At 41.9% G+C, this 13,163-nt stretch carries 12 protein-coding genes; all 12 read right to left on the reverse strand.

Going from position 1 to position 13,163, the window contains the following annotated elements; genetic code table 11:
* Positions 1 to 23: 23 nt before the first annotated feature.
* The 12 genes from dinG to AYJ08_RS15270 all read right to left on the reverse strand — a co-directional run bounded on the left by dinG (position 24) and on the right by AYJ08_RS15270 (position 12,962).
* A complete protein-coding gene (gene dinG / locus AYJ08_RS15215; protein WP_064018439.1) occupies positions 24 to 2,912 on the reverse strand; it encodes an ATP-dependent DNA helicase DinG in 2,889 nt (962 codons plus the stop codon).
* Between the two features lie 50 nt (positions 2,913 to 2,962).
* Positions 2,963 to 4,429 (reverse strand): tetratricopeptide repeat protein, encoded by a 1,467-nt coding sequence (locus AYJ08_RS15220; RefSeq protein ID WP_064018440.1) that lies wholly within the window; start codon positions 4,427 to 4,429, stop codon positions 2,963 to 2,965.
* Between the two features lie 97 nt (positions 4,430 to 4,526).
* The gene (gene panD, locus AYJ08_RS15225) at positions 4,527 to 4,910 is read right to left on the reverse strand and encodes an aspartate 1-decarboxylase (RefSeq protein ID WP_064018441.1); all 384 of its coding nucleotides are present in this window, start codon (positions 4,908 to 4,910) and stop codon (positions 4,527 to 4,529) included.
* 58 nt (positions 4,911 to 4,968) lie between these two features.
* Positions 4,969 to 5,826 (reverse strand): pantoate--beta-alanine ligase, encoded by an 858-nt coding sequence (gene panC / locus AYJ08_RS15230; RefSeq protein WP_064018442.1) that lies wholly within the window; start codon positions 5,824 to 5,826, stop codon positions 4,969 to 4,971.
* Complete coding sequence (panB, locus tag AYJ08_RS15235) at positions 5,823 to 6,689, reverse strand: 3-methyl-2-oxobutanoate hydroxymethyltransferase (protein WP_082890982.1); 867 nt, start codon at positions 6,687 to 6,689, stop codon at positions 5,823 to 5,825. Before panB ends, panC begins: the two co-directional genes overlap by 4 nt.
* 269 nt (positions 6,690 to 6,958) lie before the next feature.
* Positions 6,959 to 7,936 carry a biotin--[acetyl-CoA-carboxylase] ligase gene (locus tag AYJ08_RS15240; protein WP_064018443.1) on the reverse strand — a complete coding sequence of 326 codons (978 nt, stop codon included), beginning with the start codon at positions 7,934 to 7,936 and terminating at the stop codon, positions 6,959 to 6,961.
* An 83-nt stretch (positions 7,937 to 8,019) separates the two neighbouring features.
* Positions 8,020 to 9,261, reverse strand: coding sequence for a CCA tRNA nucleotidyltransferase (locus AYJ08_RS15245; RefSeq protein WP_064018444.1), 1,242 nt, complete (start codon positions 9,259 to 9,261; stop codon positions 8,020 to 8,022).
* Between the two features lie 201 nt (positions 9,262 to 9,462).
* Positions 9,463 to 10,581, reverse strand: a complete 1,119-nt coding sequence (bshA, locus tag AYJ08_RS15250; RefSeq protein WP_064018445.1) for an N-acetyl-alpha-D-glucosaminyl L-malate synthase BshA — start codon at positions 10,579 to 10,581, stop codon at positions 9,463 to 9,465.
* Between the two features lie 72 nt (positions 10,582 to 10,653).
* Positions 10,654 to 11,355, reverse strand: coding sequence for a bacillithiol biosynthesis deacetylase BshB1 (bshB1, locus tag AYJ08_RS15255; RefSeq protein WP_064018446.1), 702 nt, complete (start codon positions 11,353 to 11,355; stop codon positions 10,654 to 10,656).
* A 13-nt stretch (positions 11,356 to 11,368) separates the two neighbouring features.
* On the reverse strand, positions 11,369 to 11,758 hold the full coding sequence (locus AYJ08_RS15260; RefSeq protein ID WP_003341664.1) for a methylglyoxal synthase: 390 nt from the start codon (positions 11,756 to 11,758) through the stop codon (positions 11,369 to 11,371).
* Between the two features lie 56 nt (positions 11,759 to 11,814).
* Entirely contained in the window at positions 11,815 to 12,618 is an 804-nt protein-coding gene (dapB, locus tag AYJ08_RS15265) for a 4-hydroxy-tetrahydrodipicolinate reductase (RefSeq protein ID WP_064018447.1), read from the reverse strand.
* An 11-nt stretch (positions 12,619 to 12,629) separates the two neighbouring features.
* Entirely contained in the window at positions 12,630 to 12,962 is a 333-nt protein-coding gene (locus tag AYJ08_RS15270; RefSeq protein ID WP_003341666.1) for a nucleotide pyrophosphohydrolase, read from the reverse strand.
* Positions 12,963 to 13,163 lie beyond the last annotated feature (201 nt).

Consider the following 13,163-nt stretch of genomic DNA (forward strand, 5'->3'; position numbering starts at 1 on the left):
TTTATTTTTCCTAGGAAATGATTTTATCGTAAAAAAGGAGCTATTCGCTCACGTAATGTAGTCCATGGACCAGTCTCTACCTGATAAGGCGGCAAAGATTGCAAAAACATACGACCATATTTAGATTCAATTATGCGTGTATCAAATACAATTACAACACCGCTGTCTGTCTGTTGACGTATTAATCGGCCCACTCCCTGCTTAAAACGAATAACTGCATGGGGCAAGGAAAGCGTCATAAAAGGATTCTTTTTCTCGGCCTTCAACCGCTCCGAACGTCCTTCCAATAGTGGGTGGTTGGGCGGTTGAAACGGGAGACGAACAATGATCAGACAGCTTAGTACATTTCCAGGTATATCTACACCCTCCCAGAAGCTATTCGTTCCCAGAAGCACTGTTTTTGTCCCGGTTTGAAAGCGACGTACCAACTTGCTTCTATTACTTGAATCTACTCCATGGCCTAATAGTTCAAACTCTTCACCTTCTAGTAAGTTCTTCATTCCTTCATAAACGGTTCTAAGCATGCTATATGAGGTAAATAAAATCATTGTCCGCCCCTCACTTGCTCGAACAGCATCAACGCAGCCAGCAATAACGGCTTCAACAAACCGCTGTTCACCTTCCTTGTTTACAGAAGGGAAATCAGAGGGAATCAGGATGAGTCCTTGCTTCGCATAGTCAAAGGGCGATGGGAGTGAGAGTGTTTCGACTCGTTCTTCAGGCAGATTAGCAAAACCCATTCGCTCCATAAAGTAAGTAAACCGATTCTTCACTGTTAGTGTCGCTGAGGTCATAATAATACTGCGTTTTGGCTCCAGTAAAGTAGTACGCAAGGTATCAGCTATATCCAGTGGCGTTTTAAAGAAAAAGAGTTGTTTGCGGGACGTTCTTGTTTCTATTTCCATCCAGCTTACATACTCATCCTGCTCTTCTACTAACAAAAAATGAAGCTTTACAGCCACTTGACTGATTTCTTCTACTAAACCAGCTGCATCCGTTTGCAAACGCTGTAAGGAGTACGGAGCTTCTCCTTTAGAGGATGGCAGTATACGTAACAGTTGTTCAATTTCCTTGGCTACATTCCCTATCTTTTGTAAAATGAGATTGCTGGATTTTCCAAGCTTCTTATATTTTTTCTTAAAGTCTTCTGTTTTATATCGAAGTGTAGCTCTTTGAGATTCCCCTGTATCCATACCCCGTTCAGAACCCCAATGATAAAAGAGTTGTAGCCAGTTGGTAACAGCCTCTTTTAGCATTTGCTGCTCAATCCTAATTTGTTGTAGGTGCTGTTCTATTCTTGCCTTTTCAGCGGGCTGCCACACTTTTAACTCATTGGCTAGCAGGAGTAGCATTTGTTTTTCTCCTTCTGTTCCAAGCTGCTCTACCAATTGAAACAATTCTACGCTGGAGAGCTGTGTCCCAAAATGTTGACTTGCTACTTCATCAAGCTGATGCGCTTCATCAATAATGGCAACCTCAAATGGTGGCAATACACCATTCTCCTTTTCAATATCACCAATTAATAAGGCATGGTTAACAATAATCACATCAGCCTCTTTTGCTTGCTGCTTCGCTTGGAAGTAAAAACAGCGGCTAAACCACGGACACTCTCGATTTAGACAGGAGGCGGTGTCACTTTTGACTGATTGCCAAAATGACTGCCCACTCGGACTTAAACTAAGCTCCTCTACATCACCTGTAGTCGTTTCGGTAAGCCATGTTAAAATCTGTGCTTTGGCTAGCTGTATATCCTGTGTGGCCCCCTCCTGACTTTCTATGCTTTGTTCAAATTTTCGCAAGCACAGGTAATTTCCTCGGCCCTTCAACTGGGCAGCTCGAAAGGAAAATGGCAATGCTTTTTGTAATAGAGGAATATCTTTGCCAAAAAGCTGGTCCTGTAAATGAATGGTATGCGTACTCACGATTACTTGCTGTTTGTGCATACGTGCCCATAGAATACCTGGTAACAAATAGCCCAACGATTTTCCTGTTCCTGTACCCGCTTCTACTAACAAATGCTTCTGATCAGTAAAAGCTTGGTATACAGCATGCATCATCGCTTCCTGTGACTCACGCTTTTCATAGTGTTCATGATGAAGTGCTAGCCCGTCACCATCTAATGCAACCATACGTTCGAAAAATGGTTCAAAAGAAAAATGGATCGGCGGCTGTTCGGATTGCTTCTCCATCCATTTCTTTCGTCGTTTTAATCCAAGATTTCGATAGATATCATAATTGCTTGTTTCCTCAGGTGCAGAAGATGCAGTTATAAAGGAGCCTGCTTCGTCAACAGGAAAACTGTGCATGAGCTTCTCCATCTCAATTTCTCGTAGTAAGGTCGCTACATCAAAACGGAAAGAAGAGATCATCATCTGTAATCCTTGAATCGTGATAAGAGGAAGCTTATACAGGATATCTAACAATCGTAACAATAAGTGTGCAGTAGCAATAGCGTCACTGTCTGCCTGATGTGGATTTTCATGCTGAATATCAAAATCAGACGCTAGCTCTACTAGCCGATAGCCACTTTGCATGGGCAATAATACCCGTGCTAATTCTACTGTATCCAAAATAGGCCCATCAAATGGATAATAGCCCTGACTTAGCAGGGCTTCTTGTAAAAAATTCAAGTCAAACGCTGCATTATGTGCCACAAACGTACGCCCATCTATAAGGCGCAATAAATCAGGAAGCACATCTTCAATAGAAGGAGCGTCACTGACCATCTCATCGGTTATTCCCGTCAATTGAGTAATAAATGGCGGGATTGGTTTCTCTGGTTTTACAAATGTGGAGTAACTTTCTATTATTTGTCCATTCTCGACCACGACAGCTCCGATTTGTATGATGGAATCTCCCTGCCGCGGCTGATTACCCGTAGTTTCAAAATCTACGACGATGAACTGCTTCATTATCGTCACCTCTATTGACACTCACAACTCATGCTGCTACTGTTTTCTTTTTACCATTCGGCAGTTGATGTCGAAATTCCTGCTGTTTGACTAGTAACCTGCACATGGTCCTTTGTGTTCTTACATCTCTCCCACCATTGATTAACCTCTGGGACAACATCGCTGTAAGAGCGTGCTTTCTCCAAATATTGACTTGCCTCGATTTGGTTTCCCTGTTGAAGAGATAATTTTCCCAGTTGATAATGCCCTAGCATCTGTGAGTACTGATCCTGTTTTTGAATGAGAGTAGTGGCTATATCCTTGGCTTCATCATAAGCTCCTTCTCCCTCATGGGCATAAATTAATCCCAGTAAGCCAAGATGATGATTTTCTGTGGCGTTTAATATTTTTGAAAAGGCGATCCGAGCTGAAGTAATCTCACCTGTTGCGAGCTGCATCCAACCGTATGAAAATAAGTAATCTGGATGCTCAGGTGCCAGTGTAAGTGCTTTTTTTAAAGCAGGCATCGCTTGCTTAGGACCGTCTAACAGCCACTTATTCCAGGCAATCGCATGCCAAAGTCCAGCATCTAATGGTTGACGTTCCAAAAGGAATTGGTAGCAACTGAGCGCATGCCTATAAAACCCAGCTTGTTCTGCTAGCATAGCCAATTCCCATAAGGTTGGCGAATCAAGATTTCGATTCGGATCGTACATTTTCAGCATTCGCTCTATATCTTTTTGTGGATATCGAGCAAATAGCTGACGAACAGCACGTAAATAGAGCACTTCCACTTCCCAATCCTGATCATGCTCGGCTAATAGCTGTTCGCATATTTTCATTGTTTTTTCCGTTTCTCCCTGCTCCAAATAACAGATGGCCAGGTTGTATCTACTCTCCGTGTACTGAGGACGGACAGATATTGCCATTTCAAACACCTGTATGGCTTCTAGCCACTTTTGCTCCTGTACATACATACACCCTAAGGCATTGTAACTGATGGAAACAACTTTAGGGGAAACAGCCGTTCGTGTCAACAATCGAAATTCTTTTAGAGCGAGTTCATAATCACAGCAATAATATAGGCTATAGGCATAATAAAGGCGTCCACTTTCCCAGTCAGGCGCCTGTTCTAAGAAAGAAGCAAAGTGTTGTTTAGCTTGCTCATATAGCCGTAGATGATAAAATCCTTCTGCCTTCTCATATAGCTCCTTGTGTAGTTCCATTTGTGGCTGCTCATCCTCAAGAAGTGTAGAGAATTCAAGTGGTTGCTTTGCTTCCAACAGCTTATCATATTCTTTTACCAAGCTTTCTGCAGCGGATGCGGGTATATCACTCGTTTGCTTTATCATCCGAATTGCTTCGTTTAGCTTTTCTTCATATTTTAACCATAGATCAATCACCTGATCACTGCATGTTCGGAGTTGTTTTAGTTGTCGTATCAGGTGTTCCTGCTTTTCTGTAGAAGCCGTTGCCCATTCTTTTTCAATACGATCTACTTTTTGACGTAGGTCTTCAAACCAATCCTCAATAAACACAAGAGCCACCCCCTTTGTCAGAGTGAGTAGTCTCATTGTCTCACAAGTGGGATGGCTCTATGCAAAGATGGAGCTGGTAGTCCTTCCAGCTCTTGTTCTATAAAATAGTAGCGTGAACTTCTTCCGTTAATAATTGAGCGATTTTATTATGCTCGTCCATAATGGCAACCTTAGGCTTATGCTTACGTGCCTGTTCATCTGTCATCATCGCATAAGCAATAATAATAACCACATCCCCTGGTTGGACAAGCCTTGCTGCTGCTCCATTTAAACAAATAACGCCACTGCCTGGTTCACCTTCGATAATATAGGTCTCTAAACGCGCACCATTGTTGTTATTTACGATCTGCACTTTCTCATTTGGTAGTAAATCAAGTGCGTCTAAAATTTCTTTATCAATGGTTATGCTACCTACATAATTTAAATTTGCTTCCGTAACAGTAGCACGGTGAATTTTAGCAGTCATCATTGTACGAAACATCTAAATTCGCTCCCTTTTATGTGAATCTTCTAATGTCTAGTATCTTTTGTTCACACTTTTAATCCGCGACCGTAAGAATTACGTTATCGATTAAACGGACTCGACCAAATTTTACTGCAAGTGCAAATAAAATTCTATCTCCTGTTTTTAGAATTTCAATATCGCTCATTTCAGGATAACGTTTCAATTCTACATAATCTATCTCTGCTAAAGGCTGACTTTGGATGAGATTACGTACTTCGTTACAAATAACGTCTACGTCTCTTTGATGATTCGCAATCATCTGTTCGGCACGAGTCAAGCTTCTGGAGAGAATTAATGCCTGAGATCGCTCTTCCTCTGAAAGAAATACATTTCGTGAGCTCATTGCCAGCCCATCTTTTTCACGATGAATAGGGCATGGGACGATCTGAACAGGTATTTGTAAATCATAAACCATTTGTTCAATAACAGCTACCTGCTGTGCATCTTTTTGACCAAAGAATGCTTTATGGGGGCCTACAATATTAAAAAGCTTATTGACCACTGTCGCCACTCCATCAAAATGTCCCGGTCGCGACAAACCACACAAGGCTTCCGTAATGTTATGGACAGATATATTCGTCAGCATAGGGCGGGGGTACATTTCCTCTACTGAAGGAGTAAATAAATAGTGTACCCCCGCACTCTCTGCCAATTTCTGATCGCGTGCCAAATCTCGCGGGTAAACGGAATAGTCTTCATTTGGACCAAATTGTAATGGGTTAACAAAAATGCTCATGACCACCACATCTGTTTCGCTTTTTGCTCGCTCAACCAAGCTGAGGTGCCCATCATGCAAGTAACCCATCGTTGGTACAAACCCGATTGTTTTCCCTGCTCTTTTATGCACAGAAAGCGCTTCACGTAGTTCTTTGATGGTGCTAATCGTGATCATACTCGTACCTCTTCTCCATATAATTGCTGAATCGTTTCTTCAGAAGCAGCAAAAGAATGGCGTTGTTCAGGAAATTGTCTGTTTCTTACTTCTAGTACGTATTGAGAAATCGCTGACTGAATCATGTCACCGATCTGGGCGTATGATTTGACAAATTTAGGCGTTAAATTGGAAGCATAAGAAAGTACATCATGGAACACTAGAACCTGTCCATCGCATTGTACCCCAGCTCCAATACCAATAACAGGGATTTCCACAGCTTCCGCAACTTTCGCTGTTACTTCTGCTGGTACGCATTCCAAAACAATCCCAAACGCTCCAGCCTCTTCTAATGCCTTCGCATCCGTGATTAATTGCTTGGCAGATTCTAGATCCTTGCCTTGTACTTTATATCCACCTAATTGATGGACAGACTGTGGTGTTAGCCCTAAATGACCCATAACTGGAATTCCAGCCTTTGTGCATCTTTTGACAATAGGAAGAATTTCTTCTCCCCCTTCAATCTTCACGGCTTTTGCATTTCCTTCCTGAATTAACCGGCCTGCATGATGAATGGCTTCTTCTACAGAGCCATGGCATGTCAAAAAGGGCATGTCCGCTACAACAAAGGCTGTTTTTGCTGCACGTGTAACAGCTTTTGTGTGATGAATCATGTCATCCATGGTAACAGACACCGTAGATTCATAGCCTAGCACCACCATTCCTAGCGAATCCCCTACTAGCAGGATGTCTATTCCCGCTTCTTCTGCCAATCTTGCAGAGGGATAATCGTAGGCCGTAAGCATAGTAATTGGCTCTTTGTTTTGCTTCATTTGACGTAGCTTGGACGTCGTTATCGGTTTTTTTTCCTGCACATCAGACACTCCCGTTGTCTCCTACACCCAATACCGTCTTGAATGTCTTCCAATGGCATACATTTGTTGTGCTTTCTACATACCAAAAAACCTCCGCACCGCAGGCGAAGGTTGTATTTACGCAATAAAGCACGTAATCCATTAGAATTTCTTCCTTCTGTCTCGGTCCATTTAGGCTTAGAGCAGATTTTTGTTTCAGTTGTTTTACTAGCATACTTCTTAAATGGAAGTGCTATTCCAATAGGATATAGCCTTCAGAAGCAGTATAACAAAATTTCCTAGGTATCGCTATACTCAATATCAGCAGAATATACCTTGTGCATGACTCCCTCATCATCGCGTAATAAGAGCACTCCCTCTTCATTTAACCCTGTAGCTTCCCCTTCCAATACTGCTTGCAGAGTACGGACTGTAACACGACGATGTAAGGACATTGACAAAGCTTCCCATTCGACCTTGATTTGACCAAATCCCTCGCTTAGATATGCCAGATAGAGTTGTTCAAATATACGGCAAAATACTTGAATGAATTGAGATCTCTTTATTGGTTCACCTAATGCTATACGTAATGAGGTTGCAACCTCTTGCAGAGCCGGATCAAAATCTGACTCTTGATTATTCACATTAATGCCAATCCCAATAATTAAGTAATTGACACGATCAGCCTCTGCATGAAGCTCTGTTAAAATTCCACATACTTTTTTGGCATTTACAAAAATATCATTAGGCCATTTAATCTTAACCGAGATTTGGAACTCTTGGATCGCTCTCGCCATAGCAACCGCTGTTAGCAACGTCATTTGGGGAGCACGCCCAATCGGGATAACCGGACGCAACACTAAGCTCATCCATATTCCTGTCCCTTTTGGCGAATGCCACACCCGACCCAACCGACCTTTACCGCCAGTTTGCTGATCTGCTACCACTAGGGTTCCTTCAGGTGCTCCCTTAGAAGCTAATTCATGAGCTAATGCCTGTGTTGTTGCAACCGTTTCGTAGGCGATTATATTTTTTCCAATACGTTCTGTTTGCATGGCAGACAAAATCTCTTCTGCCGATAATGAATCTGGTGAGGAAACGAGTCGATACCCTGATTTGCGTACTGCTTCAAACTCATATCCCTCTTGACGTAGCTCTTCAATATGTTTCCATACTGCTGCTCGCGTACAATTACAAATTTGACTTAAATATTCACCCGAAATAAATTCATGTGGATGATTACGAAAAGCGCGTAATATTTCCTGCTTAATATTCATAGGTCTCCTCCGTCATAGCCGCAAAAAATAACGATTCTATTCCTTTTTCGTACATCCATGAAACGCTTAAGTAAAACCAAACGTCATTTTTTCATTTCATTTGCATGATGTTCCTTCTCACCATGTATAAAATCTTTAGCTGCTATCAGCAAGGCCTCTGATTCGTTAGCAAGTTCTCCAGTTACTGTACGCTCCCAGAGATACTCTAGGGTTTGTTGTATCCAAGGGCCTTGTTTTTGATCACTCAGCTTTCTGATTTGTGATCCATCTACCGCTAATTCCTTCAAGGTTTTTACTGCCATCTTATCTAAAGCAGCTTGGAGTGTGATTTTCTTATTTGAGAGATCGTTCCACCATAGGACATCCAACACTTTTTCCAAGTCATAGCAACGCTCTAGACCATGCTTCATAATCAATTGAGTCCAGTCTATAGATTGACATTGATCCCATAGTGGCTGAAGGATTATTAGCTGTTGCATAAGAAACGTAATGGTTTCTTCTTCTTTCCGAGACATCTTTAAATATCGGCATAATTCGCGCGACTGCTCCCAACTGAAGTCTGCCGCAAAAAGTAACACTACCCATTTATGGATAACGTTCTCTACCGTTTGTAATCTCCATAAATGAATTGTCGATTGATCAAATAATTGTTGCAGCAAAGGGATGGACTGAAATATCTTTGTTTGTTTCGCAAATTGGAAGCCTTTATCAGGATGCCTGCTATCAATGAGTTTATTGCATTCTTCGCGGACCCTCTCAACGGCAATATGGATCAGCAATGGAGCGTTATCCCTCATCGCTTTTCTTGTTTCATCCTCAATCTGGAAGCCTAGCTGAGAAGCGAAACGAACTCCCCGAACCAGTCGTAATGCATCCTCCTGAAATCTGCGGCTAGCATCACCCACTGCTCGGATTACATGATCATTTACATCCTCTAGTCCAAAAAAAGGATCAATTAATTCTTTATTATATTTCATCGCCATTGCATTAATTGTAAAATCACGACGAGCCAAATCCTCTACTACTTCGTTTACATATGTGACTTCGCTTGGTCGACGAAAATCTTCATATACTCCCTCAGTTCGAAAGGTAGTCACTTCAAATAAATAGCCATCCTGCTTAACAGTAACTGTTCCATGCTGCAATCCTGTAGGAATATGGTCGGGGAACAGCTTCATAATGTCTCCTGGATGGGCATTTGTACATATATCTATATCATGAACAGGACGGTGAAGAAGCCAATCACGGACGCAACCACCGACAAAATAAGCCTCGTATCCGTGTTCTTCCAATTTTTTAAGTACCTTTTTCGCCTCTTCTTTCATTTACTCGCCTCCTGTCCTTTCTTGCTATATCCATTTTTCATATCCTACTTTTCAAATCGGGGTGCTAAGATATGCGTATTTTACTAGGAGTTGCTGTGCTCATCTCTCAATTTTTCACTTCATTTCGTAGCAAAGCCTAACCACACGTTAGGCCTTGTCTACGTCAATTATTTGCCTTTGATGCAAATAAAGGCTGCTCTATTATGTAGAGAGTAGCTGCTCATATAACGATTCATATTGGGAAGCAATATTATCATAGCTAAATTTATCCTCAGAGCGACGCAGTCCTTCTACACGAAAGCTTTCGTACAGCTTTTCGTCCTGTAACAATTTAAGAGCATACATCGCCATCTGCTTGGTATCGCCAATCTCACATAGATATCCTGATTCACCATGTGAAACCACTTCTGGCAAGCCTCCAGCGCAGGAAGCAACAACAGGCACGCCGCATGCCATTGCTTCTAATGCCACTAATCCAAAGCTCTCTTTTTCGGATGGTAGTAGCATAAGGTCAGCTAATGAAATAACTTCTGCTACGTCATCTTGTTTGCCTAAAAAGAAAACATCGTCACAGAGGTCTTCCTCCTGAATTAGTTTCCTGATATTGCACTGCTCAGGACCTTCACCAATCAGAATTAATTTAGCAGGCATTTCATCACGAACATAACGGAAAGCTGCTACTACATCCTGAACACGCTTGACCGGACGGAAATTGGAAATGTGCATGATGATTTTTTCCCCGTTAGGTGCGAATTTTGCCCGCCATTCAGCTACATCCTTACGTGAATATCTTCTCTTATCAACAAAATTGTAAACAAGCTCAATCTTCTTATCTACCTGAAGAGAATCATGTGTTTCACGGATTAAATCAGCAGAAACAGCCGTTACCATATCGCTCTTTTCAATTCCAAAGCGAATCATATCGCGTAAGCTTGGATCATAGCCAAGAACTGTGATATCTGTGCCATGTAAGGTAGTGATGATTTTCAAATGATCGCCTACCATTTGCTTGGCTAAATAAGCACACAATGCGTGAGGCACGGCATAATGAACATGCAAAATATCGAGATTCTCATTTTGTGCAACCTGCGCCATCCGATTTGCTAATGTTAAATCATATGGCGGATATTTAAATACATCATATTGATTTACTTCTACTTCATGAAAAAATATATTGGGGTGAAACTTCCCTAAACGAAACGGCATGCCTGCTGTAATAAAATGTACATTATGTCCACGCTCAGCCAACAATTTGCCTAACTCTGTGGCTACCACACCGGAACCGCCCAAGGAAGGATAACACGTAATACCTATATTCATTTTCATTCCTCCCTTTTTTTACACAGGAAATGGCCTGTCATCGGCTGACAGGCACTCGGGCGTCTCCCACTGTTACAAGGATGAAAGCACCAAAGGTGTGGCACTCACAAACCCTTCTGCATATTTCACTCCTGCTTGTTGCCCAAATAAACGCTCCCGATACTCTACTAATTCAATATAGCCATTATTTAACGGAGTGCTTACACTTCCTTCTTCTTGTTCGAATTGACTTCGATACGACTCCAGCACCTGTATTTTTTGCGGATACAGATCTGTGATATCTACAAAGAAACTAGGAGTAGCAGTACTATTAATGAAGTAATAAAAAAATTGCTCAGGACGATAGGCGGGTAACTCGCGTTCGCCTACGAATTTTTTGATTCCCGCCGAAAAAACCGCTTCTTTTACGATCCGGCTTACACTTTCATGATCAGGATGTCGATCATGAAAATACGGAGCTAAAACTACTTTAGGTCGCGTTTTTCGAATAAGATCGACAACCTTTTTTATAGCCAATTCGCGGTTAGCTTCGAGTCCGCGATCAGGTAATCCAAAATTATAACGTGCAGTTAATTTCATATGTTCAGAAGCAATGGCTGCCTCCTCTTGACGACGTACCACTGTCCCATTTGAAGAAAGCTCTGCATACGTCAAATCAAGGATACCCGTTTTTTTCCCTTGTTGATTGGCTCGTAGCAAGACACCCGCTGCCCCAATCTCCACGTCATCAGGATGAGCGCCAATGGCTAATATGTCTAAGTGATTCTCTTCCATAATATTCCCCCTGTTAGATTTCCCGCCAAGCCATGTTACCCTGCTCCACAGCTTTTAGCAAGATTTCTGCTGTAGCTAGATTAGTCGCAACTGGTATTCGATGAACATCGCACAATCGTAATAAAGCCAGAATATCTGGTTCATGTGGTTGAGAAGTGAGTGGGTCGCGCAAAAACACGATGACGTCCATTTCGTTCTTGGCAATCATAGCGCCAATTTGCTGATCGCCACCTAATGGTCCTGATAAAAAACGGGTTACCTGCAATCTCGTATTTTCCATAATGCGCAGTCCTGTAGTCCCTGTCGTAAACAAATGATGCTTTTGTAAAATCCCCTCATAGGCAACAGCCAACTGAACCATCTCTTCTTTTTTCTGGTCATGTGCAATCAATGCGATGTTCATGTAAAATCCCCTCTCAGTCACTCTTTCTGTCCTTATTTACCACTACTCTTTTGGTATTAATCTATAAGGTGCTCTAGTCCATATACTAACGTCTGTAACGAGACAACTGCCTTAATTGCCATTTGAACACCTGGCATAAATGATTCACGATTTATGGAGTCATGACGAATGGATAAGGTTTGTCCAATTGCTCCAAATAATACCTCCTGATGTGCTACCATACCAGGCAGACGGACACTATGGATACGGAAGCCGTTATAATCCGCTCCACGTGCTCCATCAAAGATCTCTTTCTCATCTGGATGACCTTGCTGGATGTCATTACGAGCTGTAGCAATCATTTCTGCCGTTTTAATCGCAGTTCCGCTTGGGGCATCAAGCTTTTTATCGTGATGCAGTTCGATAATCTCGACATGCGGCATATATTTAGCTGCCATGCTAGCGAATTTCATCAATAGGATTGCTCCGATAGCAAAATTAGGCGCGATGATAGCTCCAAGCTCATTGTCTACACATATTTGCTTTAATTCTTCTATCTCTTCAGGACTAAGACCAGTCGTACCTACAACTGGTCTCACACCATGTTTCAGACACAAAAGCATGTTTTGGTAAACCTGTGAAGGTGTAGTAAAATCTACGACGACATCTGGTTTAAAAGCTAGTAGGGCCTCCTCTAAGGAATTAACCATTGGTACGCCTAGTGGCTTACCGCCTAACACTTCACCCACATCTACACCTGTCAGCTTTGAATCAATCCCTGCAACAAACTCCAGAGAGGGATCTTGTTCAAGCATTGTAACCACTTCGCGCCCCATTCTTCCTTTGGCGCCAGCTACGGCAACGCGAATTTTCTTTTCCATCCTACCCTCTCCTACTCTTCAATTCTGGTCCATCTATCCTTGTCACGAGTATTAAACTTGTGCATAATACGATCGAACGCTTCCTGCAAATCTATACCAAGAGAATTGGCAAAACATAAGACAATGAAGAAAACATCTCCAAGTTCATCTTCGACGGTTTTTTCTGCTTCAGTTGATTTCTTAGGCTTTTCTCCATAATAATGATTAATTTCACGAGCTAGCTCTCCTACTTCCTCAGTCATACGAGCCAACATGGCTAATGGAGAAAAATACCCTTCTTTAAACTGAGATATATACTGATCCACTTCTTCTTGAATTTCTTGTAATGTTTTTTTATTATCCATTTTTTCCTCCCTCATACTAGACCCAAAACCGAGCAAACTATGTAAGCAAGCAAATTAATCAAAAATCCCAATGGGTAAAGTGTATCATAAATAGACAAGGCAAAAAACCTCCTTTATAATGACTCTGATTAGGGTTACAAGCAAGTTTTTCCTACCTGTGTACAGTCAGCATGTTTGCTACCTTTTGATTTACCGGAAAAG

Source organism: Brevibacillus sp. SKDU10 (genome assembly GCF_001645205.1).
In the GTDB taxonomy this organism is placed as follows: domain Bacteria; phylum Bacillota; class Bacilli; order Brevibacillales; family Brevibacillaceae; genus Brevibacillus_B; species Brevibacillus_B halotolerans.

Coding starts and splice junctions, on each gene's coding strand:
- AYJ08_RS15270 (WP_003341666.1), bottom strand. CDS start 12,962: ATGGATAATAAAAAAACATTACAAGAAATTCAAGAAGAAGTGGATCAG.
- AYJ08_RS15245 (WP_064018444.1), bottom strand. CDS start 9,261: ATGAAAGAAGAGGCGAAAAAGGTACTTAAAAAATTGGAAGAACACGGA.
- AYJ08_RS15240 (WP_064018443.1), bottom strand. CDS start 7,936: ATGAATATTAAGCAGGAAATATTACGCGCTTTTCGTAATCATCCACAT.
- bshA (WP_064018445.1), bottom strand. CDS start 10,581: ATGAATATAGGTATTACGTGTTATCCTTCCTTGGGCGGTTCCGGTGTG.
- AYJ08_RS15260 (WP_003341664.1), bottom strand. CDS start 11,758: ATGAACATCGCATTGATTGCACATGACCAGAAAAAAGAAGAGATGGTT.
- panD (WP_064018441.1), bottom strand. CDS start 4,910: ATGTTTCGTACAATGATGACTGCTAAAATTCACCGTGCTACTGTTACG.
- bshB1 (WP_064018446.1), bottom strand. CDS start 11,355: ATGGAAGAGAATCACTTAGACATATTAGCCATTGGCGCTCATCCTGAT.
- dinG (WP_064018439.1), bottom strand. CDS start 2,912: ATGAAGCAGTTCATCGTCGTAGATTTTGAAACTACGGGTAATCAGCCG.
- dapB (WP_064018447.1), bottom strand. CDS start 12,618: ATGGAAAAGAAAATTCGCGTTGCCGTAGCTGGCGCCAAAGGAAGAATG.
- panC (WP_064018442.1), bottom strand. CDS start 5,826: ATGATCACGATTAGCACCATCAAAGAACTACGTGAAGCGCTTTCTGTG.